This window comes from Pedobacter borealis DSM 19626, assembly GCF_000708285.2.
Taxonomy (GTDB): domain Bacteria; phylum Bacteroidota; class Bacteroidia; order Sphingobacteriales; family Sphingobacteriaceae; genus Pedobacter; species Pedobacter borealis.
On the sequence record NZ_JAUG01000011.1, the window covers coordinates 1 to 17,936 of the forward strand.

The 17,936-nt window shown below is 37.2% G+C and carries 13 protein-coding genes; 11 read left to right on the top strand and 2 right to left on the bottom strand.

From position 1 onward, the window contains the following. Window positions 1-302: DUF4159 domain-containing protein (locus AW17_RS24830; RefSeq protein ID WP_036669087.1), on the top strand; the 302-nt coding region annotated here is incomplete at its 5' end. 250 nt (window positions 303-552) lie between these two features. Here the strand turns inward: AW17_RS24830 and AW17_RS04970 are convergent. Beyond that, window positions 553-1,020 carry an Lrp/AsnC family transcriptional regulator gene (locus AW17_RS04970; RefSeq protein ID WP_029275018.1) on the bottom strand — a complete coding sequence of 156 codons (468 nt, stop codon included), beginning with the start codon at window positions 1,018-1,020 and terminating at the stop codon, window positions 553-555. Window positions 1,021-1,344: 324 nt separating this feature from the next. On the opposite strand from AW17_RS04970, the gene serC reads away from it, so the two are divergent. The 4 genes from serC to AW17_RS04985 all read left to right on the top strand — a co-directional run bounded on the left by serC (window position 1,345) and on the right by AW17_RS04985 (window position 4,714). Beyond that, complete coding sequence (gene serC, locus AW17_RS04975) at window positions 1,345-2,442, top strand: 3-phosphoserine/phosphohydroxythreonine transaminase (RefSeq protein WP_029275019.1); 1,098 nt, start codon at window positions 1,345-1,347, stop codon at window positions 2,440-2,442. Between the two features lie 11 nt (window positions 2,443-2,453). Continuing rightward, the gene (locus AW17_RS04980) at window positions 2,454-3,569 is read left to right on the top strand and encodes a DUF1015 family protein (RefSeq protein WP_029275020.1); all 1,116 of its coding nucleotides are present in this window, start codon (window positions 2,454-2,456) and stop codon (window positions 3,567-3,569) included. A gap of 25 nt (window positions 3,570-3,594) precedes the next feature. After that, window positions 3,595-3,741, top strand: a complete 147-nt coding sequence (locus AW17_RS24070) for a hypothetical protein (RefSeq protein ID WP_157280212.1) — start codon at window positions 3,595-3,597, stop codon at window positions 3,739-3,741. Between the two features lie 181 nt (window positions 3,742-3,922). After that, window positions 3,923-4,714, top strand: coding sequence for a lacto-N-biose phosphorylase central domain-containing protein (locus AW17_RS04985; protein WP_029275021.1), 792 nt, complete (start codon window positions 3,923-3,925; stop codon window positions 4,712-4,714). Window positions 4,715-4,719: 5 nt separating this feature from the next. Here AW17_RS04985 and AW17_RS04990 read toward each other — a convergent pair whose 3' ends face one another. Beyond that, window positions 4,720-5,289: a DUF1543 domain-containing protein gene (locus AW17_RS04990; protein ID WP_029275022.1), complete on the bottom strand. Its 570-nt coding sequence runs from the start codon at window positions 5,287-5,289 to the stop codon at window positions 4,720-4,722. A 414-nt stretch (window positions 5,290-5,703) separates the two neighbouring features. Between AW17_RS04990 and AW17_RS04995 the strand changes: the two genes are divergently transcribed. The 6 genes from AW17_RS04995 (at window position 5,704) to AW17_RS05020 (ending at window position 17,926) form a co-directional block, all read left to right on the top strand. Next, complete coding sequence (locus tag AW17_RS04995) at window positions 5,704-7,422, top strand: FAD/NAD(P)-binding protein (RefSeq protein ID WP_029275023.1); 1,719 nt, start codon at window positions 5,704-5,706, stop codon at window positions 7,420-7,422. A 958-nt stretch (window positions 7,423-8,380) separates the two neighbouring features. Further along, a complete protein-coding gene (locus AW17_RS05000; protein ID WP_051691641.1) occupies window positions 8,381-11,374 on the top strand; it encodes a SusC/RagA family TonB-linked outer membrane protein in 2,994 nt (997 codons plus the stop codon). An 18-nt stretch (window positions 11,375-11,392) separates the two neighbouring features. Continuing rightward, on the top strand, window positions 11,393-12,991 hold the full coding sequence (locus AW17_RS05005) for a RagB/SusD family nutrient uptake outer membrane protein (protein WP_029275025.1): 1,599 nt from the start codon (window positions 11,393-11,395) through the stop codon (window positions 12,989-12,991). Between the two features lie 15 nt (window positions 12,992-13,006). Continuing rightward, on the top strand, window positions 13,007-13,681 hold the full coding sequence (locus AW17_RS05010; protein WP_029275026.1) for a hypothetical protein: 675 nt from the start codon (window positions 13,007-13,009) through the stop codon (window positions 13,679-13,681). A gap of 4 nt (window positions 13,682-13,685) precedes the next feature. Then, window positions 13,686-14,732, top strand: coding sequence for a DUF5007 domain-containing protein (locus AW17_RS05015; protein WP_029275027.1), 1,047 nt, complete (start codon window positions 13,686-13,688; stop codon window positions 14,730-14,732). Window positions 14,733-14,767: 35 nt separating this feature from the next. Further along, the gene (locus AW17_RS05020; RefSeq protein ID WP_029275028.1) at window positions 14,768-17,926 is read left to right on the top strand and encodes a SusC/RagA family TonB-linked outer membrane protein; all 3,159 of its coding nucleotides are present in this window, start codon (window positions 14,768-14,770) and stop codon (window positions 17,924-17,926) included. The last annotated feature ends 10 nt before the right edge of the window (window positions 17,927-17,936 follow it).

Here is a 17,936-nt window from a genome sequence, read left to right on the forward strand (position 1 = left end):
AGCAAATAATTATCGAACTCAGGTTATTTAATTGCAGAACCATTGGCTTTGCTTGCTGCAATTTTGCTAAGTGCCAGGGTATCCATTTTGTCGAGATCATTAAAGCCTTGCTCAACATAGCCCGATCCTGTTCCCTGCTTGTTTCTAACAGTTATCGAAAAAGAAGGATAGGAGTGCTTTATAGCAATAAAGATTATGGTTGCGAGTGGGATTACGATTTCAGGAACAAACGTTTTCTAGCCGAAGACAATACCAAATTCGGAGTAAATATTATCCTTTACGCCATGGGGATCAACAGTTAACAGTTGACAATTTTCAATTGGCTATTTTTCGTGCTGTCAGATGTTACCATCTGACAGGTTTAATTAATGAATGATCTAAACCTGAAAGGTGGCAGACAGGAGCATCTGCCTTCACGCCTACATAAGGTGATATTTTTCTCTCGTGTTGTCAGATGTTACCATCTGACAGATTTAGAAAATTCATTGATTAAGTTTTAATCGCAGCAGATGGTAACATCTGCCGCCACACTTAAATTGCTGATTAACCAGTCTACAACGCATAAGCCGTTTCGGCTTTCGATTGATTCAATACCAAAAAGCTCTGAATATTTCCAACATAAGCCAGTGCACCTATATTATCTCTCAGGAAATTGTTATAAGAAACCATATCCGGCATGGCCACTTTAAGCATAAAATCAAAATGTCCTGTCAGATGGTAACATTCCATCACTTCTGGGTATTTTTCCATTTCGGTCTTAAATGCCCTTACAATATCTTCTGAATGTGTGGTAAGCTGAATGTGCGGAAAGGCTATAAAATGCGACCTCAGTTTATCGATGTCTACAATAGCAACTGTTGATTTGATGTAGCCATTTGACCGCAGTTTTTTAATGCGGTCTACAATGTGGGTCATGCTTTTTCTAAGCTTTCCCGAAACTTCTTTATAGGTTAATAATCCATCACGTTGTAAAAGATTTAGGATTTCGATATCAGTCTGATCAACTTTTTGAGGTTGCATGTAAATACTTAGTGTATAATTGTTTCTTTTTTGTTCGCTTTTGTGCAGCCTAAAAATAGTTAAAATCAGGTATATTTAGGTTAATTTATTCTCGTTATTTAAAAACATACTTAGTGTATATATTACAATAATAGTAAAAATTATGGTGTGCAAATAAAAATTATATTCTGTCAGCTTATTTTTCTGATATGCCAAACCAAACTTTTAGGATGTTTAGGGTTTGATAAAAAATAATTTTTACCAAAAAAATAAGTTGTTGCGGTATAATTTGCTTAACTACTGATCTTTACGTTGTAATTAATTTAACCGAATATTATTTTTCTCATGCATAAAAAACACAATTTCGGTGCCGGCCCATGCATATTGCCGTCATCTGTAATGGAGCAAGCTGCTCAGGCCGTAATCAATTGGGCAGGGATGGGTTTATCTATTTTAGAAGTTTCTCATCGATCACCAGAATTTGAAGATGTGGTACTTAAAATCCAGCTTTTGGTGCGCGAGTTATTGTCTGTTCCCGATCACTATTCGGTACTTTTTTTACAGGGTGGGGCCAGTACACAATTTGCTATGGTTCCGATGAATTTTTTGAGTGAAGGAAAAAAAGCTGCTTATCTTGATACTGGGTATTTTGCACAAAAAGCCATTAAAGAGGCCAAATTGTTTGGCGAAGTAGAGATCGTGGCTTCTTCGAAAGATAAAGATTATGCTTATATCCCGGTTGAGTTTAATAACGATAAGCAAGCTGCATACCTGCATTGTACTTCAAATAATACGATTGAGGGGACAGAAATATTTGATTTCCCTACTGCCGGTGCGCCTTTGATATGCGATATGTCATCAGATATTTTTTCCAGAAAAATTAACATCACCGATTTTGATCTTATTTATGCAGGAGCGCAAAAGAATATGGGGCCAGCTGGGATGACCTTGGTCATTGCTAAAAATGAATTCCTTAATCAGGCAAAAAAAGAAATCCCATCAATGTTTGATTATCGGGTATTCCGCGATAATATGAGCATGTACAATACACCACCGGTTTTTTCTATTTATGTGGCCATGCTTAATTTATTGTGGCTGAAAGACCAGGGTGGTGTAAGTGGGATAGAGCAAAGAAATATAGAAAAGGCAAAATTATTATATGCCGAAATAGACCGCAATCCACTTTTTAACGGTACGGCCAATGTTGAGCATCGTTCTCGAATGAATGTTACTTTCTTGGCCATAAATAAAGAGGTAGAAAGCGAGTTTTTAAAGTTTACTGCAGATCAGGGAATTGTAGGTATAAAAGGCTATAGAACAGTTGGTGGATTTAGGGCTTCACTTTACAATGCGCTTCCATTATCGAGCGTTGAAGTATTGGTAAATGCAATGGCCAGTTTTGAAAAAATATACAGTGATAAAACCGTTCTTGAACTCGAATAATCCGTTAAACGATGATAAAAATCTCTCCATTAAAGGCATTACAGCCGGGTAAAGACATGTTTGATCTGATGATTTCTGATCAGGTAAACGGTAAGGTGCATAAAAATGAGCAGCTGTCGTTTGAAGACCTGCTTAATCTATTCGGATGTCCTTTGGATGATCGGCCTGCTATTTATGTTTACGAGTTCCGTAGCGAATTTGGTGTAATGAGGGGAATTTGGGCAGCTACCGATCTCTCTCAAACACCAGTAAATGCAATAAAAAGACACGAAGAAACGGTATCGTCGAAAGTAGAATCACTTAAAATAGATCGAACAAATAAAGCAACGCAAAAATCGCCGATCTTATTGGTCCATAAAAAAGATAAAACTTTAGATGCGCTTATTGATTTTGTGGTGCGTACGCGTGAACCTTTAGCAAGCGAATGGTCGCAGATGGGACATTTTCTTTATCAGGTTTTGGAAGAAGATGTTATTGAAAAATTTGTAGAAGCGTTTATGAAACTTCATGCGGTTTACCTTGCCGATGGTCATCATCGTTTGGAAGTAGCCTGTTCGTTGCAGAAAAACACAGTTCAGCAGATCAGTTCGCTATTTGTTTCTGCCGATGTAATTTCGATAGGTGCCTTTCACAGAATGGTTTCGGGTGTAGATATTTCTTATTCGCTGCTGATGGAAAAACTGAAAGCGTATTATTATATCTCCAAAATTTCCAATAACAAAGCTTATAAACCTGATCAGAAGAATAGGTTAGGCCTTTGTTTTAAAGGCGAATGGTACCAATTGGATTTAAATAAAGCTTCTATTGCATTGTCAGAAGTGCCAGATACGGTGATTTTACAAGATAAAATCCTGTCGGCCGTGCTGGGTATCAATAAACCAAAGGAAGACGAAAGACTAGTCTGCTTTCCGGATTGCAAATGGTCTCAATTTCTTGAAGCGCTGAATCACGATGCGTCAATTGGTTTTTCTCTTTTTCCGATGACAGCGGATGCATTTATTACCACTGCAGAAAAGGGTGAGTTTTTGCCGCCCAAATCTACCTGGATAGCACCTAAGATCCCTCAGGGATTTATGGCGAGTAGCCCGGTGGCCATAACGGCGAAGGGAGAACAGGTAATAAATTAATAGTTAAACCTATAAAACAAACGATATGTTCGATCTCGATGTAGAAGGTATAGCGCAGATAGGCGCTACCTTTCTGATAATTGCTTTCTTTTTAGTGGCTTTGTACAAAAAGCGCCTTAAAGTAAACAAGAAAAAGAATGATGGAGAGCAAGATTACCTGCATTGGCTCTAAACCTGTTATATTGATTTTAAGGGCGGCACGGTATTTTTTTTGTTGTAGTAAATCAATTTAGCTTTACGTTGAGTAAGTTTTGTAGTTAATTATGCCTATAACGTTGATTATAGCAATTTCATTATAGTTAAATTTTATACTTTTGGGTTATTGATATTCACAATTTAACCCGATATATTTTATGAAAATACTTTTTAGAGTTTGCACACTTTCTATTTTAATCTGCTCATCTGTTCTGGCGAGTGCACAAACCGTTACTTTAGATTATTTTTTTAATCGCGAAACCCGAAAAAATAAAGCGGGGGAGGTAGAGCGCTTTCATTATTTATGGGGCAAAAGCGATTATGGGAATTTCTTTATTTTAGGAAAGATCTTTAAGAAACAAGGCTTTAAGTTAGATTCTTTAGAAACGGCTCCTACTGCAGCCAAGTTAAAAGGAACTGATGTATATCTAATTGTAGATCCTGATCGACCAAAAGAAAATCCAAAACCTAATTATATCGAGGCTAAAGACATTGCCGAAATTTCGGCATGGGTAAAGCAAGGAGGCGTATTGGTGATGTTTGCGAATGATAGTGCAAACGTAGAGTTGCCACACTTTAATAAACTTGCCCATGTATTTGGTATGCACTTTAGCAATGAGATGCAAAACCATGTTATTGATGATAAACATTTTGAAGATGGTGCCATTTCAACCAAAAACAATCCAGTATTTAAAACGGCGCAGAAAATATTTATGAAAGATATTTGCTCCATTGAAACCAAGAATGGTGCAAAATCGGTTTTGAAAAATGCGGCTAATGCAACGGTTATTGCTTCGGCTAAATATGGTAAAGGAACAGTAATTGCCATTGCCGATCCATGGTTATATGACGAATATGTTAACGGACGTTTACCAAAAGAAATGGGTTTCGAAAATGATAAAGCGGCTGCTGATGTAGTGGCATGGTTAAAAAAACTGTCGAAAAAATAACTCAATTAAAGTTTATCTAGTTTAAAATAACCCAAATGAATTTCATCTTCAGGTAAATCGCCTGAAGATGTTTTTATTTCGATATGGTATTTTTTTTTTGATTCTTCGCTTAAAATATCTTCAATTTTATAAATATCATCTACATCAATGCCATACTTTTTATCGATGTGGGCATTGGCGCCTTTTATCGAATTGGTTTTAAAGAATACCGTTTTCTTCGCCTCCTGTATAGCCTTGGCCCTTTCATCATGAACAGATAAAACAATATAATGTTGTTCGTATAGTTGGTTCGATTGGTAGCCACCAAGGTTAATGAAAAATAGTTTATTAGCAGAAAGGGTAGTATGGTTCTCTCTTAATTTGATGTTGATTTCATAATTATCGACCTTATTCACTTCCCTCCAGCCATCTATATGTACACTGGTTCCAGCTTCGGGCCAAAAAGCTTTAATTTCGGGAACAAGTGCTTTAAGCGAATGGGCAATGCCGAAGAAATAATCGTGCTGTTCTACATTTCTTTTCGGTGCTTTCGATCCCAATAAAATCATGTATAGTTTAGGTTGCTGTTCGTCCATATTTAATTGCTTGCCTTTTCTTTTAACAGCATTAATCAGAATTGGTTTGTGATTTTACATCTTCTTTTAACCACAGAGAACATAAAGAGGAAGGGCAGGGAACACGATGCTAGATGCCGAAGTTCTTTCTGCTGTCATTCTGAACGCAGTGAAGAATCTTTAATTTATAGATATATGTGTTATAGAGACCGCATTAAGATTGCTTCATCCAATGAAAAATTGGCTTCGCAAGGACGATTCCTCATCGCTTATATTGATTCTTATACGATAAATTAACCCTCGGGAAGACAACTAGGACAATTATTCCGTGTTTCTGTGGTAAAAAGGCAAAACAATTTCGCTTTTTTAAGATTATATCACCTACAGGTTATCACCTGCTATTTTCGCCACCTAAATAAAACGCGTCAAGAATAAATGAATACAGCTACTGCAAACAAAAGAATTGCCATTATAGGTGGAGGACCCAGTGGTCTGTTCATGTACAAAAGATTAATTGAGTCTAAAGCCACCAGCTTCGAAATAGAGATCTTCGAGCGCAAAGACTATTTAGGGGCGGGTATGCCTTATAGTGCCGAAGGGGCTAATGTAGAACACATTACTAATGTATCCGATAATGAAATTCCGATCATTTTTAATTCTATAGAAGATTGGGTTAAAATAGCACCTAAAGCGGTTTTAAAAAAGTTTAACATCAGCGAAGAGAAATTTAACGAGTACAAGGTATTGCCCAGGCTATTTTTTGGTGAATACTTATCTGCTCAGTTTAATCTCCTGAAAAAAGTTGCAGCTAAAAAAGGAATCAAAACCAATGCCCACTTAAATTGCATTGTAGAAGATATTATTGATGTTCCTGGTGACAATGCAGTGGCCGTATGTGTTCAAAATCATGATAAACTTTATTTCGATCAGGTTATTATCTGTACCGGGCACAATTGGCCAAAAAAATATGAGGGCAGGATTCCCAATTATTTCGATTCTCCATACCCACCTAAAAAAATAGCGTTAAAACTTAACCACGCTGTAGGCATTATGGGTTCATCATTAACGGCGATTGATGCCTTAAGAACGCTGGCACGGCAAAATGGAAAGTTTACAGACAATGAAGATGGAACCTATGCCTATCATTTAGAAAGCGAGGGTTTTAAAATTGTAATGCATTCGCGCAGTGGTTTATTACCTGCTATTCGCTTTCATTTGGAAGATTCGCATTTAGGAAAGGAAGAAACGCTCAGCAAAGCCGAAATCCAGGCGAGTATAACTAAAAACGGAGGATTTTTACCCTTGGATTTTGTATTTGAAAAGAATTTCAAGGAAATGTTTATTGAAAAAGATCCTGTTTTTTATGAGCAGATTAAAGAAATGAACCTCGAGGAGTTTGTGGAGGCCATGATGGCATTTAGAGAAAAAATAGAACCCTTCGATCTTTTTAAGAAAGAATACGAAGAGGCAGAAAAATCTATAGAAAAGCGGAAATCTATTTATTGGAAAGAAGCTTTAGCCGTTTTAAGCTTTGCGATGAATTATCCTGCCAAATACCTTTCCGCTGAAGATATGGAGCGACTCCAAAAGGTATTGATGCCCTTAATTTCTATTGTAATTGCATTTGTACCTCAAAGCTCGTGCAGAGAATTATTAGCACTTCATGATGCTGGTGTGTTAAGCATTGTTGCCGTTGGAGATCATGCTGAAGTAGAACCGTTAAAAACGGGCGGGGCCGATTATCATTATAAGCTGGACGATAAGAAAGTTACCGTTCACTTCGATACCTTTATCGATTGTGTTGGTCAGCCGCATCTTTCTTTCGATGATTTTCCATTTAAAAGCTTAATCAAGAATGGAACAGTTAGTCCGGCCATGTTGCAGTTCCAGTCTGCTAAGATCGGAAAAGCAGAAATGAAGCATAATGATTTAGTGATAAAGAAAGGTAATACTTACTTTTTAACTGTGCCTGGCATTACCATCAACGATCATTTTCAGGTGGTTAATGAAGCGGGGCAGGCGAATGAAAGAATCTATATTATGGCCGTTCCGTACATTGGTGGTTATAACCCCGATTATTCCGGAATCGATTTCTGTGAAGCCGCATCGGAGGCGGTATTGAAGCGTGTTTTAGTAGAGAATAAGTTTGCTTAATAAAATTTTCTGCATAGTTTCATGTATTCCTGATCACAGGAACGCTGTACTAAAATAAGTCTCATTTATGAAGTCAGTTTGTACTGTTTCTACAAAAAATACAGTTAGTAAAACGGTTTATGATTTACTGTTTTAAAAATAGTAAACAACAGTTTTTTGAAAAATAATTTATTAGGTTGATGTTTGATTTCTTTCGTAATTCAGAACAGAAATTACTTAAAAATAATATGCTTGATTTAATTGTTTTTAAAGAAAAAAAATTGCCTAACGTAGTGTTGCGGCTTGTTTTGTGAGAAAAAACAAACGTTTGCGCTCATTTTAACTGGTGTCTTTTTTCTAATACAATTTTAGCGATATTGGAGAATTTTGAATACTTGTACTTTAATCAAAATGTGGTTGGTATAAGTTAATTTTTGAACAGCATGTAAATGTTGTTTTTTGGTTTTGCTGGTAAGTTTATTATCGGGAAGAATATTTTCTAGTGTAAGGGTAGAAATCTACTTCTTAGTAGCTTGTGCTTAAGCAATTAATAAACATATAGTTTTATTTTACTCCTTTTTTTAAGCAAACGTTTGCGTTAAGAAAAAATAAAAAACAACTTTCTTAATATATACCTTGCATTAACAAATCATAACTAGCCGATATTTTATTTTACTATTACGAGCAAAAAAGAATCTTGTCAACTAGTAAGAAAACAAAGAATAAATAAAATAACCAAATAACCTCTAACCAAGGTATATAACAAACAAGCAAACAAAAACTAATTATTCTTATGCAAGTTAGGTTGCATTAAGAATTAATATTAATCAATCTTAAACCATATCCCATGATCAAAAATTTTACTTTTTGTCTTCAGGCATTACTTTGCCCAAAATTTCAAATCGAGATAATTTCTTAACTGTATTTTACCAATCGAGTTTCTTCTTTAAACACTTAAACTTTTAATTAAACTAATAAAATGGTTAAAATTTATACAAGCGTTTGTATTGCCTTGTTTTTATCTGTTTTTGGATCGCAATCTTTATATGCCCACGGGGCATACCTTAAAATGGCTAACGGCAGTTATTTTGTTTTTCAACAAGATACGACTAAAGCTAAAAAAGATTCGTCCGCCTATTCCATTAAAACCGATACAATTGGTCAAATGATTAGAGCAATGCAGAAATTTACAACGGTACGCGATACGATTAACATCCGTTCCTCAACACCTGTTCCTAATTTGTCATTACAGCAAATTGTTAAAGGTAATTTGGCTGGCGTTTATGTACAGGAGCCAAATGGCGAACCTGGTACTGAGCAAAGCATTATTATACAAGGAGCTTCCGGGCAATTGTTTACAAAAAAAGATATTTATGCACTCCAGCCGGCAGTTTATTTAAATGGCGTGCCATTGGTAGCTGATAACCCTTTTGCTTTTGATGTGCAAAAGTACGATTACAATAGGATTGGCCCTGCAACCAATTTGTTATCGCAGATAGATATCAATAATATACAGTCTATCACAGTAATTAAAGATCCTTTCGAATTGGCCAAACTTGGTCCAAATGCTGCGAATGGTGCCATATATATTACCACCAAAAATGCTAAGGCCGGACTTAGGGATATTAGTTTAAATACTTATTTTGGTTATGTAACTGCTCCACAGGTAAATACTGTTAATGGTGTTTACGAAAACAATTTTAGAAACCAGTTTTATCAAAAATATAATCCAGCTGGCAATCCTGCTTCTTATTTAAGGGATTCTACCAATGTGGCTTATTTTGGCCCTTCAAACTGGACTGATTTATATTACCAGAATACACCAACATTTTCTGCTGATTTAGGCATTACCGGAGGTACAGAAAGAGCAAATTTTAGGTTCTTTGGCTCTGGAACAAGAAATGCAGGAAATGCAGATGATACGGATATTAACCGTTACAATCTGTTCTTCGGAATAAATATGGCTCCTTTTAAATGGCTTACCGTATCAAGCACCGTTAACACCGCTCGTTTAGATCGGACAAGAAACAAAAGTTTGCGCGATCGTTTTGCCGAAACACGTTATATACCCGATTTAAGTAGTCCGCTTTCTCCAAATGCTGATTCTTACGCAACATATTTAACTCAAAACGATAGAAATGTAGATAACAACCGTTCTACAGTATTAAATGGAAGTTTAACCTTAAGTGCCAAAGTTAACAAACTGGTTATATCAACCAGTGGCCTATTTAATTACAATGAAGGAATCAGGGATTATTTTATTCCTTCGACTTTATTGGCAGGTATAAGTTATATCTCTAATTATTTTGGATATAGTCAAAGGGTTTCTATCAACAATAACATTAGCTATAAATATGATATTAATAAAGATCATGTGATTGATTTTGAACTTGGCCAAAGTTTACAAGGCGACACCTACAAATATAACTATGCAAGAGCTTACAATGGCCCTAACGATTATGTAAAGCTATCTTTTGTAGATGGAAACCCAACCAAAAATGGGACTGATAACCCAGATTACTTAAACGTATTGGCTAAAAACGCTTTTTATGTATTCAGGTATATCGATAAAGAGCGTAATAATTTAATGTCGGTTTACGGTTCTGCTAAATATGCTTATAAAAACTTGTTTACGCTAAACGCGCTGATAAGAAGAGATGGGGCGTCAAATGGTCAACCAGATAGCCGTTGGGTAACTACACCGGCATTTAGTACCAACTGGAATTTAAAAGAACAGTTTTTAAAAGGTAATAAAGCTATCGATGCACTACATTTAAGTGCTGCCTGGGGTAGGACTTTGAGGATTTTTCAGGATGACCGTTTTGCTGCAGGACCTCAGTACCGTTCAGAAAACGGATGGGAAGAAGAGCCAACAATACCAGGATATGGTGGCCTGTTGGGCATTAACCGTCCATATAACAGTGGTTTTATTGGTTACAACATTAGTTTGCCATTTGCGGATAGAACTAGCGTAACTTTAGATGCTTCGTTTTTGAACAGCCGCATCAATACCGCATTAACCGTATACAACCGCGAGGATAAGAATAACGTAATCGGTTTACCAGTAGCCGTTGAAACAGGTTATAATACCCAATATAAATCGGGCATGAACATTAACAACAAAGGTATTGAGCTTTTGGTTAATGGATCTGTTTTACAAAAAAAGAACGGTTTCAATTGGAATACAGGTTTAAACCTGAGTTATAATAAAAATAAATTATCGGCTTTGCCAGAAGGTTTAACAGAATTAATTTATCAGAACGACAATAAACTAGAGGTAGGTAAATCGGTTGGCAGTTATTGGTTATATACCAATCAAGGTATTTATAATAGCGATGCAGAAGTGCCTGCAGGCAGAACCTTTAATGGTATTCCTTTAAAAGCTGGCGACCCAAAATGGGTTGATTATAACAACGATAATAGAATAGACAGTAAAGACAAAATATTAACCGGCGATAGATTACCAAAATTTATTGGTGGCTGGAACAATACTTTAGCTTATAAAAACTTCGATCTAAACTTCAATTTTATTTTCGCTGCCGGGCAAAAAGCAATTAATCAATACGAGGCAACCCGTTATGGTTTTGTAAACCGCGAAGCAGGAAATGACATTAACTCGGTTAAAGAAGTATCTTCTTGGCAATCTATTGATAGCGAGAAAAATTATCCAATATACAATCCATGGAGCTCGGTAGACGCTTACCGTACCGACCAAGACTTGTTTTTAGAGAATGCATCTTATGTTAAATTAAGATCGATAACGCTGGGTTACGATTTTAGTAAAGCAGGCTTCTTTAAAAAAGCTGGCGGAAAATTTAGAAGAGCTTATTTATATGCTACCGCCTTAAACGTGTTTACATTAACAGATTTTTCGGGGGCTGACCCAGAACTGATCAATTACAACGGAATTTACGACGGCGCAAACATCACTATTCCACGAACATTTGTTTTTGGCTTCAAACTGGATTTATAAAATATTACCATTATTGATATGAATTATTCTAATTATAAAATTAGTATCTACAGGACGGTTACCCTTGCTTTAATACTAAGCTTGGTTGGTATCGGCAATTTCTCCTGTAAGAAAATTGATGATGTAAAATCAACAAGATTAGCTACTGAAGAAACCAACTGGAAAACACTTGAGGATGCAAGAGCAAACTTACTTTCAGTTTACGGTCTGATGCGTTCGGCTACTGTTTCTGACAATACACATTGGTTAATGGGCGATTTAAGACAAGGTGATTTCACCATTACCAACAGGGCCGATTTAAAGTCTATCGTGAGCGGACAACTAAATGCACAATACCCTGTAATTAACCGTATTACTAATTGGCGCAGGTTTTATGCTGTAATTAATGCAGCAAGTTTATTTATCGAACGCTCTAAACAGATAGTACCTTTAGATACGCGTTATACCTCAATAAACAATAATGTAGACGTAGCGCAGGCCAGGATACTAAGGGCATTTGCCTATTTTTATATGGTGAGGATTTGGGGCGATGTGCCCTTGTTAACTTCATCACACGATGGCGATTTTATTAAGCTGCCAAGAACAGGTAAAGATAAGGTTTTACAGTTTGCTACTGCCGAGTTATTGGCTGCGGCTCAAGTGGTGCCTTTTAAATATGGAGGTGATGATCCAATCCTTCCGGGTCTTTATTATGGTGTGGGCTGGGCAACCTGGAATGGAAACATTTTTACCAGATTATCGGCATATATTATTCTTGCACACATTGCTGCCTGGCAGGGAAATTATCTGGATGCAGCAGCTTATTCGAAGTTTGTATTAGATAATTATACCAGATCTAACGGAAGTGGTTCAAACGGAATTGTTTATTTAGAAATGGATGCCCTAACCGAAAACCTGAATTATTACAGTCCATTTGGCTTTAAGCGCGCAACTGTACTGGTAGGTTTTCCGTTCGAGGCGGGTAGCGGATTATCAACGGCCAATGGCCATATCGAGCAATTAACGCTAGCCTCGCCGTTTATTCCTAAAGCACAACCAGAAATGTTCGTTACAAAAGACAGCATTCTTAAAATATTTACCGATCCAAGGGATTTAAGATTCAGTATTAACCCTGCTACTGGTTTATATCGTACGAATTACTTTTACAATTTCACTTCTGAGCAACCTATTTTTAACAAGATCAAAGTTATTTACCCTTCCCAAACCTCTGGTGATTTAACCTTATTTAGTTCGACCATGTTATTTAGCCGTATAGAGGAAATTACCCTCCTTAGGGCCGAAGCCTGTGCGGTACTTGGGCAGCGCAGTGAGGCCATTTCAGCCTTAAATAAAGCTGCAAATTTAAGGGGGCCGATTATCTATGATCCGGCTTCGGGCAAGGATTTAATTGATGCCATTTTTGAGGAACGGAGAAGAGAATTGATGGGAGAGGGTTGGAGATGGTATGATATTGTACGTTATAACAGGATTAAAAATTCAACCGGAACTTTCATTAAGAAAAATGGCACGCCGCTCACATTCAGGCAGTTCGAGAATGGTGGTGGTATTTACTGGCCAGTATCGCAAGATGTAATCAATGCCAATCCAACGGTTACCCAAAATCCATACTGGCAATAATCAATTAAGAAGATCATGAAAAAGAAATTATATAAACATAGCTTGTTATTACTAATGGGGGTAATGGGTATTTATTTAAGTGCCTGCAAAAAAAACGATTCTCCTTATTACGATTATACCAATACGGTACAGACTTATAAAGGAACGGCGATGGATTATTTGAAATCGAAACCCAATACTTTTGATTCGCTTTTATTGGTACTGGATCGTTTTCCTGCCTTGAAAGATTCATTAACCAATCAAAAGGTAACCTTGTTTGCGCCGGTAAACGAAAATTTTGCAGCATCGGTTAAGTATTTAAACCAGATTAGAAAAGCGGGCGGAAGAACACCTATTTATTTAAAAACTGCAGATCCGGTAGAGCTGGAGTTTATGCTCTCAAAGTATATTGTGAGGGGCAACTTAAGTACCTCTGTCTATGCCAGTACTGTTGATGGCATTTCGGTAACTGCGATAGATTCTAGCTATCCTATGCACGTTAAAGCGATAAAAGCAGATGCATCAGGTTTTGTTGGTGGGGGAGCCACAACACTCGAATACAGCGATATGTTCGGCTCAACTATTCGGCTTAACTGGGTAACTACCACCACCAATGCGGTTAATATTAAAACCAATAATGCTACCATTAACATCTTAACCCCACTGCACAGTTTTGGATTTGATGAATTTACGTACAGATTAGATCAATAGCCTTATGAAGATAAAAACAAATAAATACTTGCTTAGCACACTTGTAATGCTATCGGGAATGATGCTCATGTTAGTATCGTGTAAGAAAAATTTACCTGATAATAGATTGTCTATCGCAAACGATAGTCAGTATACACAGTTTTTTTATCAACCCATTTTGGGTAGAAATACCTTGTTTACCAACAATTTTACCTATGGTAACTCAAGCAGACCATTAGATTTTAAAATTGTAAACATGCGGACCTTTGGTGGTGATCCTGCACCCGAACTAACCAAGCTGTTCCCTGTAAAGGTATGGAAAACCGCTTATGATGGTACAGAGAAATCGCTTGCAGAAATTGAAGCGAAACGCGTAATCGAAAACCACCCGTTATTTGAAGTACGTCCACATTCTGGCGAGTTTTTGATGTGGGCAGAGGCCAACTCTAATATGATTAAAGCACAGCCAGATTCTGGTTATGTTTTCAATGTAGAAATGTCTAATACCGGAGGTAGAAAATATTTTCAGAATTTCCGTCTTAGCCCATTGCGCGAACGCCCTTATGAGCCATCGCCACTCGATCCGGTAACAGGACAGGGAACATCCACCTCTGTGAGCCCATCAGGATTGTTTATTTCAGGTGTTAAAACCAATCAATTTTTATCATCAGGGGATGTGCGTGTAGTATTTAATAAACTGCCAAAAGGCTTGCCGGGGTATTCCGGTCATAGCATCAGTTTTAAGTTTGTAGATACTTTGGCTCAGGTTATCGATCCAAATAAGTTTGCACTAACCGATTGGGGCAACCTGGTACATGGGTTTAATATGGTAAAAGATGCCACCAAAGTGAAATTTGATGTGGCTTATCCTATTCCATTAACTGCATACCCTACAAAATACACTACAACAGATGGCGGTGCGGCTAGGGTAGTGTTTAGGTTTGATAGACAGGCATTTGGTGCTGTTTTACTCCACTGCTATCTGGCGTTAAATTTCAAAATTTATGAAGAGGGTGATTGGGAAATCATCTTTCAGTTTAAGAATGACAAACCAAAATTTGATAACGACTGATGAAACTAACTAAATCAAAACAAAATATATTTCCAATGAAGTATTTTTACAGTATAGTAATTTTATTGATTTTTGGTTTGCACAATCTTGCCCTTGCACAGCAGCAAATTGCGGTTACAGGTACGGTTTATGATGGCGAATCGAAAAAGAAAGAAACCATGCCTGGCGTAAGTATTCTAAGCAGTGGCAAGGTTTTAGGCCAAACTGATGGAGACGGACGTTTTAGGGTAACTGTTGCATCAAATGCAGAAATTACCTTTAAATATTTAAGTTACATCACACAAACCATAAAGGTAAATAATAGAACCACCATTAATATTACCTTACAGGGCGATAATGCTACCCTTGACGAAGTAAAGATTACTGCTGGGTACCAAACTAAAACCAGAACCTTATCTACAGGTTCTACGGTGAGTATTTCGGGTAAGGATATTCAGGGTCAGCCTGCAAGTGATGTAATGTCGCTATTACAGGGTAAAGTAGCTGGTCTTAATATACAGAACAATACAGGAGCACCGGGTTTCAGGGGCTCTATTACCTTACGTGGTATTTCGAATATTAACGTGTCGGGTTCAGGAAGTTCTAGTTTCTTAACGCCAACTTCACCTTTGTTTGTAATTGATGGGGTACCTGTTGATGACAATACCAATTATTCGTATGGTTTCCAACAAGCTGGTCCAGGTGTATCGCCAATTTCACAAATTCCACCGGAAGATATAGAAGACATTACTACTTTAAAAGATGCTGCTGCTACTGCATTGTACGGATCGAGAGGAGCTTATGGTGTAATTTTGGTTACTACTAAACGCGGTAGTTCTAAAGTGCCTGTAGTACGTTATAACGGCGCTTCATTTTTCTCGTTGGTGCCACAGTTACGTACGGTAATAGGTGGTAGAGGTGAACGCGAACTGCGTATTCTGCAGATTTTGCAGAACGATAGTACTTATAACCATGCGGTTGATATGATCAACTCTTCGCCACTTTTAGCTGATAGTTTGAATGCTTATTATAATAATTCAACCGATTGGCAATCCTATTTTTATAGAAATACATTTAACCAAAGTCATAATGTGAGTATTTCGGGTGGAGATGTAGCTTTTAACTATAAAGTAGGTTTGGGGGCTTATGATGAAACTGGGATACAGCAAAATACTGGTTACTCTAGGTATAACCTCAATATGAACATGCAGTACAATCCAACGCCTAAATTTAAATTGGTTGGCCAGTTGCAGAATTCCATTCAAAAACAACAGACTGGAAGTGGCAATGGACTGTTAAATAGTGGTCTTGCTGCAACAGGTTCTGCCTCTACTTTACTACCCTCGCCATCATTGTATTCGGCGCAAAGTGGTTTATTGGCACAGCTAGGGACTGATAACGATAATAAATCATTACAGACCTTCGCCACTATTAATGCAGAATATGAGGTTTTTAGGAATTTTAGGATTGCTACCTTTTTAAACTATACCAATGGTTCTAATACCAAGGATAATTTTTCGCCTGCTGCATTAAACGGGAATCAATCGCAATATTATACTTATAACGACCGTGCTACTAAACTATACAACCGTAACCAGTTTTCATACGTATATGGCATAAAGGATGCTGCCGGAGAAGATTCGCACACGTTCAATTTATTTGCTTTTACAGAGATCAACTCAAGCTTTTTTAAAGCTGACGCGATTTTGAATGAAAGGGGAGTGAACGATCAGTTAAGGGGACCGCTAACCAATATGTCCAATTACGTAACCTCGTTGGGCGGAACTATAGATTATACGGACAATAGAAGTGTAGCCTTCGCTGGTGCATTTTCTTATAACTACCGTCAAAAATATGTGTTAGACCTTAATTACCGTTTAGATGCTAACTCTGCAAATGGCGAAAACGCCCGTTACATTGGCAACCCATCCATAGCTTTAAAATGGAACTTTAACAAAGAAAAGTTTATGGATAATATTAAATGGGTTGATTATGCAGATATCCGTTTAAGTTATGGTTCTAACATACAGCCGGTTGGAGGTGTTTTTGATGCGTATGGTAAATATTTTGGTGGACCTCGTTATAATAATGCGAGTTCGGTTATATTGGATTTGGGAAGACTTCCAAATTTGGATTTGCAGCCTACCAGAGCAACCACTTATAATGCTGGTGTTGATTTTGCCTTGTTCCAAAACCGTTTCACAATCAATTTTGATACCTATTATAAACAAAATGATAATATTTTCAGATACAAGAATATTTCAAGCACCAATTCATTTGGAAGTATTGCCTCTAATGAGATCAGTAACGTAAACTATGGGTGGGAATTTCAGACAACCGCTCGTCCATTAAGCCCAAATAGCCCCTTTAAATGGACAATATCTGCGAATTTTGCAATTAACAGGGAAATATTGGCACAATTGCCTGATGGCTTAAGAGATTTGATATATTATGATGCAGCTTTAGGGCAAGATACTTATTACCGTTTAGGTACCAACTCGCTATCTAATTATCTATTCAATACAAAAGGTGTTTATTCTACCAGTGGTCAGGTTCCTGTTGATCCAAATACGGGTTTACCTTATCGCGTAGGAGGTACTGGCCGCCTAAATTATTTCAAGGCGGGCGATCCTATTTTTACCGACCTGGATGGAAATTATGTGCTTGATGGTAATGATAGGGTGATTGCAGGTAACTCGCAGCCTCAGGTAACCGGAGGTATAACATCTTACCTACAATGGAAAAACTGGAGTTTAGAGGTAAATACTTCATTTACTTTGATCCGTGATATTCTTAATAACCCATTAGCTAACCAACTACGTAACTATTATCTGCCATATGCTTCAGGTAGTTTAGTGCCGCTAGATCAGCTTAATTATTGGCGCTCAGCTGGTGATGTGGCTACCTATGGTAATCCTTTAGACTTTTTGCGTTCAAAAATTATCGATCCATTTAGACTTAACCAAACCGCATTTCAGGAAGATGGTTCTTACTTTAAATTAAATTCAGTTAAAGTGTATTACATCTTTAATAAAAACTTTACAAGCAAGTTCGGAATGAACAGGGTAAGTATAAACGCTACTGCGGCTAACCTTGGTTTTATAACGCGCTATTCTGGGCCAAACCCTGAAAATGTAACCAGTTTAGGTAGAGATGATTCGGGAGGTTATCCTTCTCCAAGACAGTTTACACTAGGTTTAAACATTGAGTTTTAAGACAAAATCA

What these genes read in the sequence shown, in the direction of transcription:
- AW17_RS04970 (WP_029275018.1), bottom strand. Translation starts at nt 1,020, where the DNA reads ATGCAACCTCAAAAAGTTGATCAGACTGATATCGAAATCCTAAATCTT.
- serC (WP_029275019.1), top strand. Translation starts at nt 1,345, where the DNA reads ATGCATAAAAAACACAATTTCGGTGCCGGCCCATGCATATTGCCGTCA.
- AW17_RS04980 (WP_029275020.1), top strand. Translation starts at nt 2,454, where the DNA reads ATGATAAAAATCTCTCCATTAAAGGCATTACAGCCGGGTAAAGACATG.
- AW17_RS24070 (WP_157280212.1), top strand. Translation starts at nt 3,595, where the DNA reads ATGTTCGATCTCGATGTAGAAGGTATAGCGCAGATAGGCGCTACCTTT.
- AW17_RS04985 (WP_029275021.1), top strand. Translation starts at nt 3,923, where the DNA reads ATGAAAATACTTTTTAGAGTTTGCACACTTTCTATTTTAATCTGCTCA.
- AW17_RS04990 (WP_029275022.1), bottom strand. Translation starts at nt 5,289, where the DNA reads ATGGACGAACAGCAACCTAAACTATACATGATTTTATTGGGATCGAAA.
- AW17_RS04995 (WP_029275023.1), top strand. Translation starts at nt 5,704, where the DNA reads ATGAATACAGCTACTGCAAACAAAAGAATTGCCATTATAGGTGGAGGA.
- AW17_RS05000 (WP_051691641.1), top strand. Translation starts at nt 8,381, where the DNA reads ATGGTTAAAATTTATACAAGCGTTTGTATTGCCTTGTTTTTATCTGTT.
- AW17_RS05005 (WP_029275025.1), top strand. Translation starts at nt 11,393, where the DNA reads ATGAATTATTCTAATTATAAAATTAGTATCTACAGGACGGTTACCCTT.
- AW17_RS05010 (WP_029275026.1), top strand. Translation starts at nt 13,007, where the DNA reads ATGAAAAAGAAATTATATAAACATAGCTTGTTATTACTAATGGGGGTA.
- AW17_RS05015 (WP_029275027.1), top strand. Translation starts at nt 13,686, where the DNA reads ATGAAGATAAAAACAAATAAATACTTGCTTAGCACACTTGTAATGCTA.
- AW17_RS05020 (WP_029275028.1), top strand. Translation starts at nt 14,768, where the DNA reads ATGAAGTATTTTTACAGTATAGTAATTTTATTGATTTTTGGTTTGCAC.